This window comes from Flectobacillus sp. BAB-3569 (assembly GCF_002270355.1).
Classification (GTDB): Bacteria; Bacteroidota; Bacteroidia; order Cytophagales; family Spirosomataceae; genus Flectobacillus; species Flectobacillus roseus.
Genome location: NZ_NJFZ01000008.1, coordinates 76,975 through 99,529, shown reverse-complemented (window position 1 = coordinate 99,529; position 22,555 = coordinate 76,975). Strand labels below are relative to the sequence as shown.

Below are 22,555 nucleotides of genomic sequence, written 5' to 3'. Positions count from 1 at the left end.
ATCTATCATATAAAAGTTTGTACGAGTCGTTTTTTTGCTTTTCAATAAAATTCTCATTTCTCAAATTTTTATATGTAGTGTATTTCTATATGGTTAATTAGGGTTGTACAAAGGATTTCAAACTATTGTAGACTTGGGATTTCTGATTTCGGAAATAAAGAAATATACCTTTATTTTTTTACAAAATATAGAGGATTATACTTCCGAAATCCAACATCCGATATCCGAAATAAACAGTTTCATATCCCTTCGTACAGTACTATATGGTTAATAACTAATTTCTGTTAACGCTTTTCCACTTTAGTCCCCCAACTGTGTTAATATGTCCGTAGAAGCTGTAGCGATAGACTTAGAATTAGAAAAGAAGGAAATCCTTAAACGGTACAGAAAATTACTCGCAAGTGCCAAACCCTATCTTCGTGATAATGATGCCAAGTTAATCAAACAAGCATTTTTGATGTCGGTCGAAGCGCATAAACACATGCGTCGTAAATCTGGAGAACCTTATATCTACCACCCCATTGCGGTAGCGCAAATTTGTGTGGATGAGATAGGGCTCGGAGCTACGTCGATTATTTGTGCTTTGCTACACGATGTAGTAGAAGATACGGAGGTAACACTCGACGAAATTTCAGAGCAGTTTGGTTCCAAGGTTGCCAAAATCATCGATGGATTAACCAAGATTTCAGGCGTATTCGAACATGGTTCTTCTCAACAAGCAGAGAACTTCAGAAAGATGTTATTGACGCTATCTGATGATATCCGTGTGATTTTAATCAAACTTGCCGATCGTCTGCATAATATGCGTACACTCACAAGCATGGCACGCGATAAGCAACTGAAAATCAGCTCAGAAACATTTTATCTGTATGCTCCTCTTGCACACCGCTTGGGTTTACACGCTATCAAGTCCGAGCTAGAAGACCTTTGTTTAAAATATACTGAACCAGAAGTCTACAAAGAAATTGCGAAAAAGCTCAAAGAAACGAAAGCATCCAGAGAGAAGTTTATTCAAAGCTTTATCCGACCTATTGAGAAAGGGCTTCAGGATATGAATTTCAAACATGTCATAAAAGGACGTCCAAAATCGATTTATTCAATTCATAATAAACTCAAAAAAAGCAATGTACCTTTTGACGAGATATATGATTTGTTTGCTGTTCGAGTTATTTTAGATGTTCCCAAAGAACAAGAAAAAGCAGCTTGTTGGGCGGTATATTCAATGGTAACTGACCATTACAAACCCAACCCCGACCGTTTGAAAGACTGGATTTCCAATCCCAAATCCAATGGTTACGAGTCATTGCATACTACTGTAATGGGTTCAGGTAAAAAAGGTCGTTGGGTAGAAGTACAAATCCGTACTACACGAATGGATGAGATTGCTGAAAAAGGCTTCGCCGCCCACTGGAAATACAAAGGAAATGATACTCGTACCAATAAAGCTTTTGAATCGTGGTTGTCGCAGATTCGCGAAGCCTTAGATTCTTCTGACAAAGCCCAACAATCAGCAGTGGAATTGGTCGATGATATTCGTAGTAGTTTGTATAATGAAGAGGTATTTGTTTATACGCCCAAAGGAAAACTGGTCGTTCTTAAAGACGGTGCCACAGCTTTAGACTTTGCCTTCGAAATCCACACAGAGGTTGGCGCTCGTTGTATTGGAGCTAAGGTCAACAATAAGTTAGTGCCATTGAGTTACAAGCTCAAAACGGGTGATATTATCGAATGTATGACTTCGGCAAAACAAAAACCATCTGAAGATTGGTTAGGTTTTGTGGTAACTACCAAGGCAAAGTCACGCATTAAAGACTATATCAAAGAAGCTAACAAACAGCACGTCATTGTGGGGCGTGATATGGTAGAGCACCGTTTGAAAATTCTTGGTATCAATGTACTCACCTTAGAGGTAACCAACCAGCTAAGAGCATATTTCAATGCCAAAGATGCCAACGACTTATTCTATCGTTTTGGAAAAGGTTATATCCAACTAGACGAACTAAAACGTTGGAAGTCTGACCGAGAATCGCATGAGCGTAAGCAAGCTGCGAAGAGTATTCAGGAGCCTTTAACCAATACCAAAAACTTGGTAAAAGAGCTCAAGAAACTTCATGGCGACCGCAAAGATGCCGATGCTTTATTGATTGGAGAGGATATGGATAAGATTGATTACACATTGGCAAAATGTTGTAATCCAATCGCAGGTGACGATGTATTTGGTTTTGTAACTATCAACGAGGGTATCAAGATTCACCGAACGAGTTGTCCTAATGCCCCCGAATTGTTGTCACGGCATGGCGACCGCGTCCTAAAAGCCGTGTGGGCATCTAAGATAGAAATGTCTTTTGTGGCACATTTGATTATCAAAGGAACCGACCGCATGGGTTTGATGAACGACGTTACGAGAGTAATTTCTCAAGACTTACAAGTCAATATTCAAAACCTTTCTATTGGCGTAAAAGATGGCATTTTTGAGGGTAAAATTGCTTTAATGGTCAATAACACAGCACATCTAGAAAAATTAGTAAGCTCGTTAGATCAAGTAAGTGGCGTTGTGGAAATCGAGAGAGGGGAATAAATAATATTTCGGATTTGAGAAGTTGGATTGCGGATTTAGAAAACCTTAAATCCGCAATCTTATATCCCATATTAGTACTGTATAAAGGATTTCTAACTATTGCAGATTTGGGATTTCTGATTTCGGAAAAAGTAAAATACCTTGATTTTTTCAAAATATAAATAAAAAGGTAGGTTACATTTCCGAAATCCAACATCCAACATGCGATATCCGAAATAGATAGTTCTTACAATCTTTTGTACACTACTAATCTACGATACTGACTAAAGCTTTCTGATAAATTTCCATTTTAATCTGAAATTGAGTTATTTTGTATAAAGAATAGATTTAGTCTAAAATTGAATCTTCATGAATTATTGAGTGTTTAGTTTTTGGACATTGAACCAGCTTTTCATAAACTAATCACCGAAGCCATTAAACAATGCCATCAAACGCTAATTTGGAGGCTGTAAAGAAAATTTTTACAGCATATCTTGAAAATAAAGGGCTGAGAAAAACGCCAGAACGCTTTGCGATTTTGGAAGAGATTTACTCACGTGACGACCATTTTGATGTGGAGGAGCTTTATATTTCGATGAAGAATAAGAAGTATCAGGTTTCGCGTGCAACTGTGTATAATACCTTAGATGTATTAGTAGAATGTGATTTGGTATCCAAACATCAATTTGGTAGAAATATTGCACAATACGAAAAATCTTATGGCCGTCGCCAACACGACCACTTGATTTGTACTGACTGTCACCATGTAACTGAGTTTTGCGATCCACGTGTCCAAACCATTCAGTCGATGGTGGGCGAAATGCTACAATTCAATGTGATGCACCACTCTTTGATTTTTTATGGTTCATGTACCAAAACGGATTGTGAACATAAAAAAGCTCTTCAACAACAGCTTTCTGTTAATGGCGAATCTGACCATTAGAAAAGAATTCTCTGGAGTATCGTAAGTATAATACCTCAGAGAATTCTCAAATTTCCTCTATAGATAAGGGCTTTTCCTAATAAGATTAATTATCTTTGCCTTTCATTTCGTACCGCAGGCAATGGCCTGTAAAATTTCGTAACTCTAAATACGGGCGTAGCCTGTGATACCAAGTAATAAAAATGGCAGTAGATGTATTGTTGGGTTTGCAGTGGGGCGATGAGGGTAAAGGTAAAATCGTTGACGTTTTAGCTCCTAAATATCAAGTTGTTGCCCGCTTTCAAGGTGGCCCTAATGCTGGACACACATTAGAATTCGACGGATTCAAACATGTTTTGCATCAAATTCCTTCGGGAATTTTTCGTCAAGAGGTTCAAAACATCATCGGTAACGGTGTGGTTCTTGACCCAATCATCTTCAAAAAAGAAATCGATGGTCTTGCAAAGTATAATTTGAGCTTGCAACAAAACCTCGAAGTTTCAAAAAAGGCTTCTATTATCCTTCCTACTCACCGCTTGCTAGATGCAGCTTACGAAAAAGCTAAAGGTGACGCTAAAATCGGATCTACTTTAAAAGGTATCGGTCCAACTTACACAGACAAAATTTCTCGTCAAGGTTTGCGTGTTGGAGATATTATCTCTCCAAACTTTAAAGCAAAATATGATGCGCTTGTAGCTCGTCATAAGGGTATTTTGGATGTTTATCAGTTTGAATATGATTTGACTGCTGCTGAACAAGAGTTCTTCGAAGCGGTTGAATTTATGAAACAATTCAACTTGGTAGATTCTGAATACTCTGTGAACAACGCGTTGACAGAAGGAAAAACAATCTTGGCTGAAGGTGCTCAAGGTTCTTTACTTGATGTAGATTTTGGTTCATATCCTTTCGTAACATCTTCAAACACTGTTACTGCTGGTGCTTGTACAGGTTTGGGCGTTGCTCCAAAAAACATTGGTGAGGTTTACGGTATCTTCAAAGCTTATGCTACACGTGTAGGTTCAGGCCCTTTCCCGACGGAATTGCTTGACGAAGTAGGTGAACGTATGCGTCAAGAAGGTCGTGAGTTTGGTTCAACTACAGGTCGTCCTCGTCGTTGTGGCTGGATTGATCTTCCAGCATTGAAATATGCGATGATGATCAATGGCGTTACGCAATTAGTCATGATGAAGGTTGACGTATTGAATATTTTCGAAGAAATCAACATTTGTACGGCTTACAAATTGCCAGATGGTACTATCACTGAGCAATTGCCTTACGATTTAACAGATACACAAGTAGAGCCTATCTACGAAACATTGAAAGGGTGGAACACGTCTTTGGCTGGCTTAAGAACTTTCGAAAGCCTTCCTGCTGAATTGACTGGCTACATTGCTTTCTTGGAAGAAAAATTAGGCTTGCCAATCAACTTTATCTCGACTGGTCCTGACCGTGATGAGTGTGTGTTGAGAGGTGCATTAGCTTAAGCTATTGGCTTTGGGCTTTTAGCAGTCAGCTAATTAACAAATTATAAATGCTGAATTGCGAGTGGTAAATTGTGAGTGTAAAATATTGATAAACAGAATTTTACACTCACAGTTTCCCTCTTACAATTCAGCATTTATGTTTTATATACAAACCATTTTGTTTCTAAAAATGAAATTCATATTCTCAATAATCACTCATACACTCAATCACAAATCACTAAATCAACAATCACTCAATTAGAAATTTAGAAATTTTTATGTAGTTGTAAATACTGCAACAGCATAATGGTTTTTCCGTCTTTGATTTCTCCTGTTTTCACCATATTAATTGCTTGCTCAAAAGGTAACTCTAGTACATCAATTTCTTCATCTTCAACTCCCCCTCCTTCATTTGCAACGTCTTCTTGTGAATATTCAGCAATAAAGAAATATAAAATTTCAGTTACCGAACCAGGACTCATGTAGGCTTCAAAAACTTTTTCTACTTCCGAAATACGATAACCCGTTTCTTCCTCAGTTTCTCGCTTGATAGCTGTTTCTGGTTCATCTTGGTCGAGCAAGCCTGCACAAGTTTCAATAAGCATTCCGTCTTTGTTGCCGTTAACATAGGTCGGAATTCTAAACTGTCGGGTCAAAATCACCGTTTTTTTCTGACTATTATACAAAAGAATGGTAGCGCCATTGCCTCGGTCATAAACTTCACGAGATTGTGTTTCTATTTTACCATCTTTGCGCTGATATTCAAAAGTGTATTTTTTTAAAATGTACCAATTGTCAGACAAAAGCTTTTCGTCGATAATTTTGATGGATGAAGTCATAAAATCGATTTGATTATTTTTGATTGAAAATGATTATTTTTGATTAATCGTTCAAAACAACTAAATTTTCCATGAATTACCAACTCCGCAAACAGCTTATTTTACAAACGGTCGAAGAAAAAGGCTCAGTGGAAGTCAAAGACTTAGCCGATTTGTTACAAATTTCTGAGATTACAGTACGAAGAGACCTAGCGACTTTGTCTGAGCAAGGTCTTTTATATCGCACACATGGCGGAGCGATGAAAATGAGTTTGGTACAAACACCCACGAGTTTTGCCAACAAGTCCACCAGCCGCATGGCGGAGAAGGACTATATCTGCCAAAAAGCTAGTCAATTAATACAAGAAGGTGATGTGATATTTCTAGATTGTGGCAGTACGGTGTCCCGTTTGTGTCAGTATATCAAACATAAACGCATCAAAGTCATCACTAATTCATTGCCAATTGTGTATGAGCTAATGGGGACTGAGGTATCTGTCAATCTTATCGGTGGAGAGCTAGATGCCGAGCGACAAGCTATTCATGGAACAATTGCCTTAGAGCATATCGCTCGTTATCAGGCCAATAAGGCATTTTTAGGGATCGATGGCATATCATTGGCGAGAGGCTTGAGTGCTGCCTCCGAAAAGGAAGCGAGCATTGCAACAGCCCTTGCCCAGCACGCCCAAGAAGTCATTTTGTTATGCGATGCCTCCAAGCTTGAAAAAGAAGCCTATCTACAATTTGCCTCCTTCGATATGCTCGATGTATTGATTACTGATGCCTCAGCGGATAAGGCTTTATTGGCACAATATGAGCAAAAAGGCTTGAAAATTATTGGTTAGTATCTCAAGAAGTAGAGCTTTTCTAAAAAGCTATTCCGATATTTGTATATTGATTAGAGATATACCCACATTCTCTAGTCCCATCACTTTTTCTCGAGTCATATGGATAAATCTTTTTTACAATATCTTTTTTCAGAAGACATTATTTACAAAATTCCTGCTGATGCAGCCAATAAACAAGACCTTGCTGCTCCTGTTGTAAAAGTACCTGAAGAGATTCAACCAGAAAAAGTACAAAAAACTGTAGCTCCGCCAACACCTGCTCCTGTAGCAAGTGTGCCAGACTTTATTCCATATAATCCTAAAAATCAAGTATTAATTTTGGTCGATAATATCAATCAAGAAGAAATGGAGCTTTTGGGGAAAATCTTGGGAGCAGTTCAATTGCAAATCAACCAAGTAGACTTATTAGACTTATCAAAAGTGGGCGATACAAGTTTAAAGAATATTTTGACTCAAAAATCACTTCGACAACTACTTACTTTTGGCGTATCATTATTCAGAATACAATTAGAAATTCCACTCACACCCTATCAGATTAGAGAAGTGCAGGGCGTAAGATTTTTGTATTCGGATGCTTTAGGAGAAATAAAAGACGACGTAACACGCAAAAAAGCCCTCTGGTCAGCCATGAAAGCATTTTTTGCTTAACAATAAAAGCGTTTTGAGCGAAAAATATCTCACTCAAAACGCTTCATTTTTACAACATTTTACCATTCCATTCGTGGCATTGGACTTACATCCTGACCACAAAATTCACCTTTTTCAGCTTTGAAATGCGCTGCCATCGCAATCATCCCAGCGTTGTCGGTACAGTATTGAAATTGAGGAATATAGACATTCCAACCCAGTTCATCTCCTAGTCGCTGTAACTCAGCACGCAAGCCTGAATTGGCCGAAACGCCACCTGCAATGGCAATATCCTTAATTTTATATTGCTTAGCCGCTTTTTTGAGTTTTTGAAGCAAAATTTTAATTAAAGTATGTTGCATCGAAGCACAAATATCCTTGATGTTTTCCTCAACGAAATTTGGGTTCTTGGCAGTTTCTTTCTGTAAAAAGTACAAAAATGCCGTTTTGATTCCAGAGAAAGAATAATTCAAGCCTTGCATTTCGACAGTCGGAAATTCAAAACGTAATGGATTACCTTCTTTGGCATACTTATCGATAAGTGGTCCACCTGGATACGGCAAATTCAATAGTTTTGCGGTTTTGTCGAAAGCCTCACCAACAGCATCGTCTTGGGTTTCGCCAATAATTTCCATGTCGAGAGCCGAACGAACAAACACAATTTGTGTATGACCACCGCTAACGGTCAGACAAAGGAATGGAAACTGAGGCTTTGGCTCATCAATAAAATGTGCCAAAACGTGCGCTTGCATGTGGTGTACATCAATCAACGGAATATTCAAACCGAGTGCCAATGCTTTGGCAAAAGAAGTACCCACTAATAAAGAGCCCAAAAGCCCTGGTCCACGTGTAAAAGCTATGGCATTTAGGTCAGATTTTGTTATCTTCGCTGTGGCTAAAGCTTCGGCTACTACAGGCACAATATGTTGCTGATGGGCACGGCTGGCAAGTTCGGGAACAACGCCGCCCCATTTTTGATGTATGGCTTGGCTTGCGACAATATTGGAATGAAGTTTGCCATCAATAATAACGGCTGCTGAACTGTCGTCGCAAGAGGATTCTATCGCTAAAATGGTCATGTTTCAAAATTTTTCACAAAGATAACCAATCATTCTTAAAGCTGGTTAACATTGACAAATAGGTAGCTTAGCAACCAAGTCAAGTAAACATCTTTAAACTTAATATACGGCTTTTGCTTCTGTTTCGTTTTAAAAGCATAACACCCAAATCTATCTCTTAGTTTGATTCTGCGGAATATTCCGTTGATACACATACCCAACCCCGATTACCGTTTCGAGTTAAATGATTTTCAATGCACTCAAAATATCCACAAAAACAGTCCTTTATGCTTTAGTAGGGGTCATGATTTTGGTTGTATTATTGGTATCAGTATTGAAAACTTCCTATGTGCAAACGAAACTTGCACAATATTTTGCTCCCAAAATTTCGATAGCCTTAGGTTATCCTATCGAGTTAGACAAAGTAACAATTCACTTTTTTGATGAAGCCACCCTCGAAGGCGTACGTGTAAAAGATTATCAGGGCTACCAGATGATTGATATTGAAAAACTCGATGTAGATTTTCAATTAAAAAGTTTGGTACAAGATAGTACCCAAAACGTCCTCGATTATGTTCGTTTGTTTCGCCCAAAGGTAGTTTTGGTAATTGATAAAAAAGGCGATTTGAATATTGATGAATTCATTCGTCGTATCAACAAACTTACAGCCTCCAAAGAACCTAGACCCAAAAATCACAAGCCTTCGCCTTTTATTATTCGAGAGGCAAATATTCAGGATGGTATTTTTACCCTAAATGATGAATCTGAACCTTATTTGAATAGTCGCAAGTCTTTCGATCATTATCACTTTACGCTTCATGAGTTGGAAGCGCACCTCAATGATTTTACCCTGATTCGAGATACAGTAAGTTTCAAAACGACTTTGAAAGGATATGATCGTTTTTCAAATACAAGAATCAAAGAGTTAACGACCAATTTCTTGATTTCGGATACGCAAATGCGTTTTGATAATCTATTACTAAAGTTGAATAACTCAACGGTCAAAAACCAAATTTTGATGTCTTTCAAATCTCAAAAAGACTTCAAGCATTGGAACTCCAAAGTCAGAATGCGAGCCAATTTTGATTCAACATTTGTGACCTCAGATGATTTGGGGAGGTTTGTCAACGATATGTATGAATTCAAAGACGCTTATCATCTGAATGGGAAATTTGATGGTATCGTTAATGATTTTAAACTACAAAATTTTGATTTGTACTTTGGCAAAAAATCAAAATTGCGGGGTGATTTTACCTTTAAAGGGCTACCATCTATCTCAAAAGCCCACATGCAATTAGCGATGAAACAATCGCATGTGCAGGTAGAAGATTTACAAAACTATATTGGTCCTGACCCTGTAAAAGCGATTAAGAAGTTTGGCTATGTCAACTTTGATGGGACTTTTGTGGGAACAGTTTCCCAGTTTAAAACTACAGGTTTACTTGAATCAGAGTTAGGTAAATTAGACGTAGATGTGAGCATGGTGCTCAAACCTGAGTCTGCTAAATCAACTTATTCGGGATTAGTCAAAGCTCAAGAGTTTAAGATAGGAACTTTGTTGGAAGAGACCTTGCTTGGGAATGTCTCGCTCAATGGCAAAATTGAAGGTCATGGCTTTAGTTGGAAAGACGCCGAGCTTCAATTTGATGGCGATATCAATAGCTTGCAGTTTAATAAATATGACTACAAAAATGTGTATGTCAAAGGCAAACTAGCCAAGCAACTTTTTGATGGTCGGGTGATTGTGAATGATACCAACTTGGTTTTTAACCTTTATGGAAAAGTAGATTTAAGAAATCAAAAAGAACAAGTTGACCTTTTTGGAAAACTTTCAAAAGCTAATTTACGAAATCTATTTTTCACCAAAGACGATTGGCGTATTTCCACCTATCTGGATGTCGAATTTGATGGAATCAATGTCGATAAATTGAAAGGCGGAGCTTTGTTGTATCATACAGTATTGGGGTATAATACGCGTAATTTGTATGTAGATACGGTAAGATTTACCTCAAAAATATTGCCTCAAGAACGCCTATGGTCTTTAGAGTCGCCGCAGGCAGATGTTGCCTTCAAAGGAAAGTTTTTACCTTCAAAAGCAACACAAGATTTGATGCAATTAGTCAAGGAATATTCGCTCTATTTTGTGGGTAATGAGCAAGAGCGAAATGACTATTATGCTAAAAAACCTTATTTCGTTCCGCTCAATTATGAAATAGATTATTTGCTGACACTGAAGGACTTCTATCCTTTTATGGCCTTGGTATATCCTGAAGGTAAGATTTCTAAAAACACCCAATTTAAAGGTACTTTTGGCATAGGCTCGACCTCTACTTTTTCTTTAGAATCTAAAATTGACACCTTGATTTTGGGCAAAAACTATCAATTCTATGGTAGTCATATTGACCTCAATTCTTCTAAGTTTTATAACTCTCCAGCGGTATTAGCCTCGGTAGTATTGAATTCCCAAAAGCAAAAAATCAGTATTCTTGAACCTACCGAAAAGTTTGATTTAGAGGCATCTTGGGGAGATGATAATAGCATTCGTTTTACGAGTAAAATTCGTCAGCAAAATACTACCAACGAGGCTACACTCAACGGAACCTTGGGCTTTATGCAGGAAGGTATATCACTACGATTCAACAAATCAGAGTTTAAAGTGTTGGACAAACGTTGGCAGATTAATCCCGAAAACTTGGTAACCATTGTGGGGAAAGATTTGGGCGCTAAAAACTTCATGATTGCCAATGATGACCAATATATCGCCTTAGATGGAAAAATATCGGAAGACTCGACCGAGGCCATGAATTTTAAGGCCAAAAACTTTAGTTTGGAAACCTTAGCTCCTGTCGTAGCACTGAATGTTAGCGGCACGGTCGATGCCGATGTGACACTCAAAGAAGTGTATAAACATATCAATGCTGACTCGCAACTGAGAATAGAAGGACTTACCCTTGATAATTTTCTGATTGGCAATTTTGAAGGTTCTGGTATTTACGACCAGGAGGCACATATTGTTCGTTTGGACTATGATCTCGAACGTCTGAATAATCATATCTTGAAATTTCAGGGAACGTATGACCCCATGCAGGAAACCAATTCTCTCAATTTGACTGCCAACCTAAACCAGACAAGTTTACAGATTCTGGAGCCATTTACCAAAGGAGTATTCTCTAATTTGAAAGGAACAGCCAGCGGCGATTTGAAGATTACAGGCAACCTTCGTCACCCTATTTTTAACGGTGTAATTGATGTCAAAAAAGGCTCTTTGTTTTTTGACTATCTAAAAACCACCCTGAACTTCGAGGATAAAATCCACTTTGACGTCGATGAAATTTTTGCTAAGAAAATGACAGTTTATGACGACGAAGGTAATAAAGCGTCGCTAATAGGCGGGGTATATTATGATGGTAGCAACAATTTCTCACTGGGTTTGAACTTGAATTTATCTCGTTTCAAATTACTAAATACCACCAAGAGAGACAACAACCTTTACTACGGAACAGGCTATGCAAGTGGCAAGGTATCAATAGATGGCCCGTTCAACAATATTATCATTGACGCCAATTTGATTAGCGATAGAGGGACTCGATTGTATATTCCGTTGGACAACGCTCAAGATGCTGGAAGTCAGGAAGAAATAGAATTTTTAGTAGCCAAAAATCCAGACGATACTAAGAACGAGAAGAAGAAAAAAGAAGATACATCGAGTCGTATTCGAATGGATTTCAAATTTGAATTTACGCCTGATGCCTACGGAGAAGTTCAATTTGATAAGCAAACAGGCGACATCATGCGTGCCTATGGGGCAGGTAAAATCAACTTGAAAATTGATACCAAAGGCGACTTTAGTATGACTGGTGACTATGCCCTTGATAGAGGAGATTATACTTTTACATTCCAGAATATCATCAATAAAAAATTCTCTATTCAAAGAGGAAGTCGCATCAGTTGGTCTGGCAATCCGTATGAAGCCATGCTTGATATTAGAGCAGCCTATACGCAAAATGTCAACTATTTGGGTTCTGTTATTGATACAGTTTCAACTGGCTCATCGACCTACAAAAATCGTCCAGAATTTACTCGTCGATATCCTGTCGATGTCATTATTCAGTTGCGAGACAGGTTATTACAACCAGCTATCAGTTTCGATTTGAAATTACATGATTATCCACAAAACCCAGAATTTAATTCAGGTGTAACGGCATTCCAAAACCGTATTCGTACCGACGAACAAGAGCTCAACCGTCAGGTAAGTAATGTACTGCTATTAGGACAAATGGTATCTAATTCGGCAGCGGCTTTTGCTTCGGTCAATTTGGTGAATAACCTAATGGAATTAGCTTCTAATCAGTTGAGTAATGTATTTTCAAAAATTGATCAAAACCTCAATGTTGACCTAACTTTCAACGGAAGTGGCTTGAATCAAGACTTAATCAATAATCTCCAGTTACGTTTTTCATACAACTTCAACGATAGATTTAGAATCACTCGAAGTGGCGGTTTTACTACCGCATTAAACCAAACCAATGCCCTATCATTGATTGGAGACTGGTCGCTGGAATGGTTTATTCAGCGTGATGGCAGTTTGCGTTTGAAGACCTACAATCGCAATGTACAAACCTCTATATTGGGCTCTTTAAATACCCAATATCAGACCTTCACCTCAGGAGGAATGTCAATCCTTTATTCAAAAAGCTTTAATTACTTGTTCCCCAACAAATACAAAAAACCAGTCAAAGAAACAGCAGAATAGCGTTTTAGGATTGCGGAATGGGGATTTGGGATTGCGGAAATAGGGCGGTTTTGCTTACAGCTTCCACACCCAATATCCGAAATCCCAAATCCAATATCCAAATCTATCCCAAATATCTCTCACGTATAATTGATAAGTGATGGGCTTCGTGACCTGCAATAGCCCAAGCATAAGCACGTGCAGACACCGCAAAGCCATTGGCATTTCCCATGCGTGAAGCCACCTCCTCGGTCATGGAGCGGTAAAGAGCAATCGACGACTCACGAACTAGGCGATATTGCTCCAATAAGTCCTCGAAAGGTTGAGATTCGAAATTGGCAGCCTCCATATATTCATTTTCATCAAAGCCTGGCAAAGGTTTTTTTTCGCCACGAGCAATACACACAGAACGATAAGAAAAAATACGTTCAGTGTCGGTGATATGTCCCAATAATTCCTGAATTGACCACTTTCCTTCGGCATATCGGTATTTTTGTTGCTCTGCCGACAAATTTTTCATCAAAAAAAGTACTTCTTCTTTCTGCTTGGTAAGCATCTCGATAACATCCTGACTATCAGAATACTCGATATATCTTGAGAAATACTTATGCTGAGGATACTCAGATTTTTCGGCCTGTCTCATATTTTTTTTTGCTTTTTTTTCACAAAAGTATTGACTTCTTAAAAAAAGCACTAATTTTGCATCACAATTCAGCAACGCAATCGCAAAAAGCAAAAATTGTACAAAGGTTTGGTAGTTCAGTTGGTTAGAATACATGCCTGTCACGCATGGGGTCGCGGGTTCGAGTCCCGTCCAGACCGCAAAAGCTCAGAAATTTCTTTCTGAGCTTTTTTTGTGTTTAATTCTAACCAAAAAAATCCTTTCTTCTATAAAATATTCATAACTTCAACCTTTTTAAGGTTTATAAATTAGTTCTCAAGCTATTATTCATTCGAGTCCAAATTTTCACCAAATGTTAGTAGTTTTGCGTTTATACAAAATAATTTTCACACCATGCAATCTAATTCTAAAAAAATGACCCTTGGAATTATTCTATTAGTACTAGGCTTTATATCGATTAGTGTTGGGATTATTTTTATTAAAAAGTCAAATCAATTAGAACCCACTCCTACTGTTAGTACTACTCCCACAACAACTCCTGAAATAGTGGAAGCTCCCAAAAAGGATGATTCGGAAAAAGAAAAAGGAGAAGCTTTTGAAAAATTTGTTGTGCAGAAATTCTCTAAAACCTATTTTTCTGTAAAAGAATGGCGTAGCGACAAATTTGTGAGTGGACACTATGCAGAAAGTACTTCCTACCCAGACTTAACTATGGAGTTTAAGCTACGAGAGCAAAAAGAACTATTTGCGGTAGAATGTAAATATCGTAGCGATTATTTTAAGGAGGGTGTAGAATGGTGTAAAGAGCATCAGCTTAAAAACTATCAAAAATTTGCCCAAGAGAATAAAATGCCTGTTTTTGTTGTCATTGGCATTGGAAACTCAGCGCATTCTCCAGCAGATTTGTATTGTATTCCTCTCAAAGCATTGAAAGAAACCTTTGTGTCGAAGAGTTTTTTACAAAGCTATCAAAAACATAATTTTCAAGAAACTAACTTTTTCTACGATTCTCAACATAATACCTTGAAGTAAACCATGAGTCCAATAGCCCAACTACACAAAGAAATTTATGACTTCTTGATGGAATATCATCAGGTGAATCCAACCTTTAAGTTTGCTCCTCGTACACGATCCATTGCCAATGGGAGAGGTTATCAGGATGGTTACTGGTTTAATGGAAATGATGATTATCTATTCATCGGACTTTATAGCCCTAATGATAGCGTCAATAAAACTCGTACGATTGGTATTTTTATTCAGTTAAGGCAATCTCTCATACAAAAAGCCTACCTACTGATTACCTACAGAGATGTCGCACAGATACCTGATATACCATTTTATAACAAATTGGTTGAGCGTCTTCAACAAAACTCAACGCTTCATCAGGAACGAGAAAACAAATATCAATTACATTTCGAGAATCCCAGAGATTGGCAAACTTGGCTATCAAGCTTCCTTGAAAACCAAAAACCTACTATTGATCAATTTATCAGAGAACAGGGGCGTGAAAATGACTTCTTTATCAATCAAGAATGGTTTAATGAACATACAAGTACCATTAGAAATATTCAAAACAGTGTATCCATACCATTCAATTCATCAGTAACTACGGAAAGAATCATAAATCAAGCGCCTCAGAATATGCCCCATTACCCTCTCAACCAAGTCCTCTACGGACCTCCTGGGACTGGTAAAACATATCAGACGGTTGCTTTGGCTTATAAAATTGTGCATCAACTGCCATTGGATGAGGACATTGACTACACACTAGCTAGAGCTTGGTACAAACAAGAATTGGCCAAAAATCATGACCGTCAGGTGGAGTTGATTACCTTTCACCAAAATTATAGCTATGAGGACTTTATCGCAGGCATCAAACCTGCCCTCAATGACGACTCCCTTGGCTTTAGAGAACATAAAGGGATTTTCTTTGAAGTATGCCAGAGGGCATTGAAGAATCTTCAACAAGCCACTCTAGTAGATTATCAAGAAACACCTACCTTTCAGGAGGTATTTGATACCTTTATTACAGACCTTATACAGAACGATAGACCTGTTGAAGTAGGTTTAAAGCGTGGTGGTAATTTCTCCATTACTAAAGTTAACCCCAAAAATATAGAGTTTAAAAAACAAAACGGAACTTCAGAACATACGCTGAGTATTCAAACTATAGAAGAGATATATCTCAATAAACGAGAGTATTTGACAGGTTTATCTACATACTACAATCCCTTAGTTGAAAAACTAAGAGAAATTGCAACTGGATTAACAAGGACAGTTCCTGCTCAACCGCTCAAAAACTACGTCTTAATCATCGACGAAATCAACCGTGCCAATATTTCAAGGGTTTTTGGAGAGCTTATTACGTTATTGGAAGAAGATAAACGTTGGGGAAATGATTTTGAAACAGAGGTTTTGCTTCCTGACGGCTTTACCAAATTTACTGTACCCAAAAATCTATACATAATCGGCACCATGAATACCGCGGATAAATCTATTGCTTTGCTAGATATTGCCCTCCGCCGACGCTTTGAATTTATTCCTTTATACCCCGATGCATCAAAGGTTAAGGATGAATATCAATTATTTTTCAATAGCTTAAATCAGCGTATCAAAGATAAAAAGGGGATAGATTCTTGTATTGGACATGCCTACTTTATGCCTCCTCAAGATCGTAGTTTTGATTTTGTTAAAGCAATGAATCAAAAGGTTATTCCATTGCTTATGGAGTATTTTTACAATGCCCGAACTACTCAAAACGATGTAAAACAGTTGCTTGAGGATGCCTTAAGTGTATCTGGTTTACCTTTACGGATTGAAGAAAACATGTTCCAAATTAAGATTGTAGCTTCATAAATTCAAAGTCTTTACTACTTTTATGAGAATAGATACATTTGAATTTGGCAATACCTTTTGCATTCCTGATAACTACGTTGGGGGCTTAAAGAACTATTTGAGTGAGGTTTGGAAAAATCGCCTAAAATACCAATCCTTCGAAAATGTAGAAGATGATACCAGCGGCGCAAAAGAGTATGAAAGGATTTTTCATTTTGATGGTAATCAATTGCGTGCTAAAAACTATATAGGCTTTATCCAGTATCAAGATCTTCGAATCAATATTTACCCTAAAATTGTTGCTCAGCAACCTCACAAAGAGGAGATAATTCCGAAGGTTTTATATTGGTTATCGTATAGTAATCGCCTACAATTTCCTTTTTCAGAAATTTCGTTAGAACAACAGCCATTTGATGATTGGCTGGAAGCTTATATCTATTTATTTGCGCAACACGCACGTGAGGTTTTAAGTACTCAGCCCTATCATACCTATCAGGAAGTAGTGGAGGAAACAAGTTTTCTAAGAGGAGGTTTAGCTATTTCGGAATATATTCAATCTAATTTGTCCACTGGTCGACACCAGTATTTTCAGAGCAGACATGAGCCATTCCTGTATGATAATTTGTTTAATCGTATTGTCAAATATGTAGTTAAGCTGTTACTTTCGATTACACAAAATACTAACAATCAACATACGCTTCATGAACTACTGTTTATCCTCGATGAAGTTACGGATACCGAATGTCGGGCACAAGATTGCGACAAAGTAGCGCTCAATCCACTTTTTCAGGATTTAGGACTAGTACTCTCTATGGCAAAAATGTTTTTGGAATCGAGTAGTATCCATCATTCAAACGACCAACATACGATGGCGTTATTACTTCCGATGGAGGTAATTTATGAGGATTTTTTGAGTGGATTTATTAAAAAGAATTTTCCATTTCGTAACCCTATTTCTCAGAAAATGGGATTCTTGGCGAGCAATGAGCTATCTCAGCCAGTGTTTGCTACCAAGCAAGACCTAGTGTTATCTTTCCCCAAGGTAATTGTGGACACTAAGTACAAAATCCGTCAAAAGCAGGATGTAAAGCGAGGTGTATCTCAAATTGACTTGTATCAAATGGTTGCTTATGCCATTCGTAGCAGTGTTGAGAATCTAGTTTTACTTTACCCCAAAGCATGGAATTTGGATAGCTCTATAGATACTTTTACCATTGAAGATACCTTAGCTTTTCCATCCCGAAAAATTAAAATCAAGGCCGTGGATGTGGATATTTGTGTGGATGATGCTCAAATTAATGCTCAACTAGCGAATATTTTGAGTGTAGACTAAAGTCAGTATATTTTAATCTTTCCACAAAATCCCTAAACATATCAAAATACATTTTAATTTTGCTAAATAGAAATAGACTTGCTTCTGTTTCTATTTAGCGTTTTAGGACACTAATGTCTTTTTTATTACCAATACCACCATCTTATTTATGACTGTAGGAATTTTATTTTTGATTCTTGGGGCGATTGTTTTTGTGTTTTTAAAAAATGAAAATTCTACCAATAATACCAAGCCCTACGATGATTATGAAACCGATTACTCTTCTACTATCGACTATTCGCCTGAACATGAGAAGGGAGAAGCCTTTGAGAAATACGTAGTTCAAAAATTTTCAAGAAACCTTTTTAAGGTAAAAGAATGGCGTGGCGATAAGTTTGTGAATGGGCAATATGCCGAAACTACTACCTATCCCGACCTTACCTTAGAATTTAACTTCCGCGACGTCACTCAGACTTTTGCGGTTGAGTGCAAATACAGAAGCGACTATTATCGCAATGGTATTGAATGGTGTAAGCCCTACCAGCTCGAAAATTACAGACATTATGCTCAGCGTTTCCGTATGCCCGTTTTTGTGGTCATTGGCGTTGGGTATTCTCCTTATGAACCCGACGAATTATATGTGATTCCGCTCAAGGCTTTGCATCAGACATTTGTATCGAGGTCATTTTTGAAACATTATCAGAAATATAATTTTCAAGAGTCTAACTTCTATTTTGATCCTCAATCCCTCTCTTTACGCTGATTTGATATACTTTTTGACATCTTTTGCTTGGTCTTTAGATGGTTCTCTTAAATTTGTAGTTTGCCTTATTGGTAGAATATTTTTTTGAATCATTTACAAACCCAATATTAAATCGTATGCCTTATTTGATACTCGATTTAGAAATGTCAGGCCAAGAAGCTGGCTATCATGACATCATTCAGATTGGCGCTCTTTTAGCAGATAATGATTGGAAGGTACTTTCCAAATTTGAGACGCTCGTATATCCAGATAACGAAGAAACATTTTCGAGTTATTCTGAAAAAGTTCATGGAATTTCATTAGAAGATTTAGAAGATGCCCCTTCCTCGTACGATGCCCTAGAGGATTTTGAGGCGTGGATTCGTAAGACGCTTCGCCGCGATAGCCATGAGCGTCTGCATGATGTAGTAATTTGTGGACAAAGTGTCATCAACGATATTAATTTTCTCAAAGCTACCTACGATGACCTCAACATTGATTGGCCATTTTCCTTCAAATTAGTTGACTTGATGAGTATTTCGGTATTGATGTTTCAGGTATTTGAAAACAACAAAATGGCAACACCCAAGTCATATAGCCTCAAGTCTGTTGCTGACTACTTTGGCATCCACCGTAAAGACACCACGCACAATGCCCTAGAGGATGCCGATATGACCTATCAGTGTTTTAAAAAGTATTTTGAGTTGGCAAAACGCCTTCAAATACAAGACTAAATCACGATTTATTGATGCATTTAGTCAGTCGATGTATTTTTTTACAAAAAATTTCAAATTTTTTCATCTTCATTTTATTCAGATAATGAGAGAGTTATAGCAACCATTACAAAAAACTTTTCAGAAAGTGCTTGAAGTGAGTTTGCATTGTAAGAAATAAGTGCTAATTTTGCATCAACAAAACGGTTTGGTAGTTCAGTTGGTTAGAATACATGCCTGTCACGCATGGGGTCGCGGGTTCGAGTCCCGTCCAGACCGCCGATTAAAAGTCTCATAATCAATAGATTGTGAGACTTTTTTGTTTATACTGGTTTAAACCATAATTTTCGGTTTAAACATAGTTTAAACTTTTAATAAAAAAAGCTCTCTTTTAAGCATGTAGCTAAAAAGAGAGCTTTTTTTATTTTTTTGTAGGCTTTATATACTTATCATAAGTTTCTTGATCCATCGGTAGCAAATAATCCTTTCCAAAAACCTTTTTCCACTCTACAATTTCATCGTATTTATAATCCAATTCCTCTCCATCTCCATAGCTCATTATGTTACCTCGTTGTGTTTCTAAATCTGTTTTAACAATGGCTTTACCCACCGTGACATAGAGATAGCGATTGTCTATTATATCTACTTGCGTTGGTACTTTATTTAACCATAAAGTTTGAATCAATTTACCTGTGGTAACTTCGTATGTTTTTACTTGATGTTTCGTAATGATACATAGGCTTTTACAGTTTTCGGAAAAATTGACCTCACTTATATTTGTTTCATCTTTTAAATAGTCTGGACATTTTCCCGTTTCTACAGAGCAGACTTTGGAGTTATAATCCCCATCTCTTGTGATGAGCCATTTACTATCTGGAGAAAAAGTAGTGTTGCGAATTGTATTTCCATCTTTTAATAAGTCATAATATTTTCCTGTTGCTACTGACCAGAATTTGGAATTATCTTTCCCATCTGTAGTGATGAGCCATTTACTATCTGGAGATAAAGTAGCGTAGTAAATCGTTTTTTCATCTTTTAAAAAGTCTGGATATTTTCCTGTTTCTACTGACCAGAACTTGTACTTAAAATTATCATCTCTTGTGATAAGCCATTGACTATCCCCAGAAAAACTAGCGTAGCGAATATTTTTTTCATCTTTTAAAAAGTCTGGATATTTTCCTGTTGCTACTGACCAGAATTTGTATTTATCATTCACATCTGTAGTGATGAGCCATTTACTATCACCAGAAAAACTAGCGTCGCGAATATTTTTTTCATCTTTTAAAAAGTCTGGATATTTTCCTGTTTCTACTGACCAGACTTTGTAATTTAAATTATCACCTCCTGTGATGAGCCATTGACTATCTTGCGAAAAAGTAGCGTAGCGAATATTTTTTTCATCTTTTAAAAAGTCATAATATTTTCCTGTTTGTACTGACCAGACTTTGGAATAACCATTATCATCTGTAGTGATGAGCCATTTACTATCCCCAGAAAAACTAGCGTAGCGAATATTTTTTTCATCTTTTAAAAAGCCATAATATTTTCCTGTTGCTAGTGACCAGAATTTGTATTTATCATTCACATCTCTTGTGATGAGCCATTTACTATCACTAGAAAAACTAGCATCGCGAATATTTTTTTCATCTTTTAAAAAGTCTGGATATTTTCCTGTTTCTACTGACCAGACTTTGGAATTAAAATTATCATCTATAGTGATGAGCCATTTATTATCACTAGAAAAACTAGCGTCGCGAATATTTTTTTCATCTTTTAAAAAGTCATAATATTTTCCTGTTGCTACTGACCAGAATTTGGAATTATAATTATCATCTCTTGTGATGAGCCATTTATTATCACCAGAAAAAGTAGCGTCGCTAATATTTTTTTCATTTTTTAAAAAGTCATAATATTTTCCTGTTTCTACTGACCAGACTTTGGAATTTTCTTTATCATCTGTAGTGATGAGCCATTTACTATCACCGGAAAAAGTAGCGTAGCGAATATTTTTTTCATCTTTTAAGAAGTCTGGATATTTTCCTGTTTCTACTGACCAGACTTTGGAATTAAAATTATCATCTATAGTGATGAGCCATTTATTATCACCAGAAAAGCTAGCGTCGCTAATATTTTTTTCATCTTTTAAAAAGTCATAATATTTTCCTGTTGCTAGTGACCAGAATTTGTAATTATAATTATCATCTGTAGTGATGAGCCATTGACTATCAGAAGAAAAAGTAGCGTAGCGAATATTTTTTTCATCTTTTAAAAAGTCTGGATATTTTCCTGTTTCTACCGACCAGACTTTGGAATTATCATTATCATCTCTTGTGATGAGCCATTGACTATCAGAAGAAAAAGTAGCGTAGCGAATATTTTTTTCATCTTTTAAAAAGTCATAATATTTTCCTGTTTCTACTGACCAGACTTTGGAATTATCATAATCATCTGTAGTGACGAGCCATTGACTATCTTGCGAAAAAGTACCGTAGCGAATATTTTTTTCATTTTTAAAAAATTCATAATATTTTCCTGTTTCTACTGACCAGACTTTGGAATAACCATTCACATCTCTTGTGATCAGCCATTTACTATCTTGCGAAAAAGTAGCGTCGCTAATAATTTTTTCATTTTTTAAAAAGTCATAATATTTTCCCGTTTCTACAGACCAGACTTTGGAATTACCATTCACATCTCTTGTGATGAGCCATTGACTATCTTGCGAAAAAGTAGCGTAGCGAATATTTTTTTCATCTTTTAAAAAGTCTGGATATTTTCCCGTTTCTACAGACCAGACTTTGGAATTATCATTCCCATCTTTTATGATGAGCCATTTACTATCGGGGGAAAAAGTAGATTCAGAACTTTGAATATCCTCAAACCTTTTTTTCTCCCTCCATTGATGGTAATTACTTTGGTTGAAAATAGTCGCATTGGCTTGCTTGATAGTTTTAATGATTTTTTCATCTTTAGCTTTAGGTAAAGATTTTTCTAATAACTTCATACCTTGGATAGGATTTATCTTTCCTGCTTCAGAAGACCAATATAGTGCTGTTGCATTATCGGTGGCTATTTGGGCTTCTTTAGTCTTTTGCAAGGCTTTCTTTTCTGCTAAAATTGCTTTCGTCTTTTCTCCCTCTATGGCTTTAAATACTTTTAAGCGTAAATTGCGTATTTGTTCGCGTTTTGAACTGTAATCTTTTTGTTTATCATTCAAATAGTTTTCAGCATCTTCTAAGCTTGTAAAAAGTTTCTGGTATTCTTTACTAGTTGTAGTCTTTAAAGAAGCTTTCACTTGACTTATGA

15 protein-coding genes and 2 tRNA genes are annotated in these 22,555 nt (G+C 36.9%); 13 read left to right on the top strand and 4 right to left on the bottom strand.

Going from position 1 to position 22,555, the window contains the following annotated elements; all coding sequences use genetic code 11:
* Nucleotides 1-322: 322 nt before the first annotated feature.
* The 3 genes from BWI92_RS09140 to BWI92_RS09130 all read left to right on the top strand — a co-directional run bounded on the left by BWI92_RS09140 (nucleotide 323) and on the right by BWI92_RS09130 (nucleotide 4,963).
* Entirely contained in the window at nucleotides 323-2,578 is a 2,256-nt protein-coding gene (locus BWI92_RS09140) for a bifunctional (p)ppGpp synthetase/guanosine-3',5'-bis(diphosphate) 3'-pyrophosphohydrolase (RefSeq protein WP_095162261.1), read from the top strand.
* 421 nt (nucleotides 2,579-2,999) lie between these two features.
* Nucleotides 3,000-3,500, top strand: a complete 501-nt coding sequence (locus tag BWI92_RS09135; RefSeq protein ID WP_095162259.1) for a Fur family transcriptional regulator — start codon at nucleotides 3,000-3,002, stop codon at nucleotides 3,498-3,500.
* 182 nt (nucleotides 3,501-3,682) lie between these two features.
* A complete protein-coding gene (locus BWI92_RS09130) occupies nucleotides 3,683-4,963 on the top strand; it encodes an adenylosuccinate synthase (protein ID WP_095162257.1) in 1,281 nt (426 codons plus the stop codon).
* Nucleotides 4,964-5,208: 245 nt separating this feature from the next.
* Here the strand turns inward: BWI92_RS09130 and nudK are convergent, their stop codons facing one another.
* Nucleotides 5,209-5,781 (bottom strand): GDP-mannose pyrophosphatase NudK, encoded by a 573-nt coding sequence (gene nudK / locus BWI92_RS09125; RefSeq protein WP_095162255.1) that lies wholly within the window; start codon nucleotides 5,779-5,781, stop codon nucleotides 5,209-5,211.
* Between the two features lie 71 nt (nucleotides 5,782-5,852).
* On the opposite strand from nudK, the gene BWI92_RS09120 reads away from it, so the two are divergent.
* Complete coding sequence (locus BWI92_RS09120) at nucleotides 5,853-6,605, top strand: DeoR/GlpR family DNA-binding transcription regulator (protein WP_095162253.1); 753 nt, start codon at nucleotides 5,853-5,855, stop codon at nucleotides 6,603-6,605.
* Nucleotides 6,606-6,707: 102 nt separating this feature from the next.
* Nucleotides 6,708-7,256 (top strand): hypothetical protein, encoded by a 549-nt coding sequence (locus tag BWI92_RS09115; RefSeq protein ID WP_095162251.1) that lies wholly within the window; start codon nucleotides 6,708-6,710, stop codon nucleotides 7,254-7,256.
* Between the two features lie 59 nt (nucleotides 7,257-7,315).
* Here the strand turns inward: BWI92_RS09115 and tsaD are convergent, their stop codons facing one another.
* Nucleotides 7,316-8,314, bottom strand: a complete 999-nt coding sequence (gene tsaD / locus BWI92_RS09110; RefSeq protein WP_095162249.1) for a tRNA (adenosine(37)-N6)-threonylcarbamoyltransferase complex transferase subunit TsaD — start codon at nucleotides 8,312-8,314, stop codon at nucleotides 7,316-7,318.
* Between the two features lie 328 nt (nucleotides 8,315-8,642).
* On the opposite strand from tsaD, the gene BWI92_RS09105 reads away from it, so the two are divergent.
* Nucleotides 8,643-13,046, top strand: a complete 4,404-nt coding sequence (locus BWI92_RS09105; protein ID WP_176464385.1) for a translocation/assembly module TamB domain-containing protein — start codon at nucleotides 8,643-8,645, stop codon at nucleotides 13,044-13,046.
* Between the two features lie 103 nt (nucleotides 13,047-13,149).
* On the opposite strand, the gene BWI92_RS09100 is transcribed toward BWI92_RS09105, so the two are convergent.
* Nucleotides 13,150-13,668, bottom strand: coding sequence for a DinB family protein (locus tag BWI92_RS09100; RefSeq protein ID WP_176464384.1), 519 nt, complete (start codon nucleotides 13,666-13,668; stop codon nucleotides 13,150-13,152).
* Nucleotides 13,669-13,773: 105 nt separating this feature from the next.
* Between BWI92_RS09100 and BWI92_RS09095 the strand changes: the two genes are divergently transcribed.
* The 7 genes from BWI92_RS09095 to BWI92_RS09065 all read left to right on the top strand — a co-directional run bounded on the left by BWI92_RS09095 (nucleotide 13,774) and on the right by BWI92_RS09065 (nucleotide 19,528).
* Nucleotides 13,774-13,847: transfer RNA gene (locus BWI92_RS09095), tRNA-Asp, on the top strand.
* A gap of 193 nt (nucleotides 13,848-14,040) precedes the next feature.
* A complete protein-coding gene (locus tag BWI92_RS09090) occupies nucleotides 14,041-14,679 on the top strand; it encodes a hypothetical protein (RefSeq protein WP_095162240.1) in 639 nt (212 codons plus the stop codon).
* Between the two features lie 3 nt (nucleotides 14,680-14,682).
* A complete protein-coding gene (locus BWI92_RS09085) occupies nucleotides 14,683-16,503 on the top strand; it encodes an McrB family protein (protein ID WP_095162239.1) in 1,821 nt (606 codons plus the stop codon).
* Nucleotides 16,504-16,525: 22 nt separating this feature from the next.
* A complete protein-coding gene (locus BWI92_RS09080; RefSeq protein ID WP_095162237.1) occupies nucleotides 16,526-17,815 on the top strand; it encodes an McrC family protein in 1,290 nt (429 codons plus the stop codon).
* A 148-nt stretch (nucleotides 17,816-17,963) separates the two neighbouring features.
* Nucleotides 17,964-18,557, top strand: coding sequence for a hypothetical protein (locus BWI92_RS09075; protein ID WP_095162235.1), 594 nt, complete (start codon nucleotides 17,964-17,966; stop codon nucleotides 18,555-18,557).
* A gap of 116 nt (nucleotides 18,558-18,673) precedes the next feature.
* Nucleotides 18,674-19,270, top strand: coding sequence for a PolC-type DNA polymerase III (locus BWI92_RS09070; protein ID WP_095162233.1), 597 nt, complete (start codon nucleotides 18,674-18,676; stop codon nucleotides 19,268-19,270).
* 184 nt (nucleotides 19,271-19,454) lie between these two features.
* Nucleotides 19,455-19,528, top strand: a tRNA-Asp gene (locus BWI92_RS09065).
* A 142-nt stretch (nucleotides 19,529-19,670) separates the two neighbouring features.
* Here BWI92_RS09065 and BWI92_RS09060 read toward each other — a convergent pair.
* The gene (locus BWI92_RS09060; protein WP_141234733.1) at nucleotides 19,671-22,544 is read right to left on the bottom strand and encodes a WD40 repeat domain-containing protein; all 2,874 of its coding nucleotides are present in this window, start codon (nucleotides 22,542-22,544) and stop codon (nucleotides 19,671-19,673) included.
* Nucleotides 22,545-22,555: the final 11 nt, after the last annotated feature.

Bases quoted from the DNA above. Each gene is read 5' to 3' on its own strand.
- BWI92_RS09135 (WP_095162259.1), top strand. From the start codon at position 3,000: ATGCCATCAAACGCTAATTTGGAGGCTGTAAAGAAAATTTTTACAGCA.
- BWI92_RS09085 (WP_095162239.1), top strand. From the start codon at position 14,683: ATGAGTCCAATAGCCCAACTACACAAAGAAATTTATGACTTCTTGATG.
- BWI92_RS09140 (WP_095162261.1), top strand. From the start codon at position 323: ATGTCCGTAGAAGCTGTAGCGATAGACTTAGAATTAGAAAAGAAGGAA.
- BWI92_RS09120 (WP_095162253.1), top strand. From the start codon at position 5,853: ATGAATTACCAACTCCGCAAACAGCTTATTTTACAAACGGTCGAAGAA.
- BWI92_RS09130 (WP_095162257.1), top strand. From the start codon at position 3,683: ATGGCAGTAGATGTATTGTTGGGTTTGCAGTGGGGCGATGAGGGTAAA.
- BWI92_RS09080 (WP_095162237.1), top strand. From the start codon at position 16,526: ATGAGAATAGATACATTTGAATTTGGCAATACCTTTTGCATTCCTGAT.
- BWI92_RS09100 (WP_176464384.1), bottom strand. From the start codon at position 13,668: ATGAGACAGGCCGAAAAATCTGAGTATCCTCAGCATAAGTATTTCTCA.
- nudK (WP_095162255.1), bottom strand. From the start codon at position 5,781: ATGACTTCATCCATCAAAATTATCGACGAAAAGCTTTTGTCTGACAAT.
- BWI92_RS09115 (WP_095162251.1), top strand. From the start codon at position 6,708: ATGGATAAATCTTTTTTACAATATCTTTTTTCAGAAGACATTATTTAC.
- BWI92_RS09075 (WP_095162235.1), top strand. From the start codon at position 17,964: ATGACTGTAGGAATTTTATTTTTGATTCTTGGGGCGATTGTTTTTGTG.
- BWI92_RS09090 (WP_095162240.1), top strand. From the start codon at position 14,041: ATGCAATCTAATTCTAAAAAAATGACCCTTGGAATTATTCTATTAGTA.
- BWI92_RS09070 (WP_095162233.1), top strand. From the start codon at position 18,674: ATGCCTTATTTGATACTCGATTTAGAAATGTCAGGCCAAGAAGCTGGC.
- tsaD (WP_095162249.1), bottom strand. From the start codon at position 8,314: ATGACCATTTTAGCGATAGAATCCTCTTGCGACGACAGTTCAGCAGCC.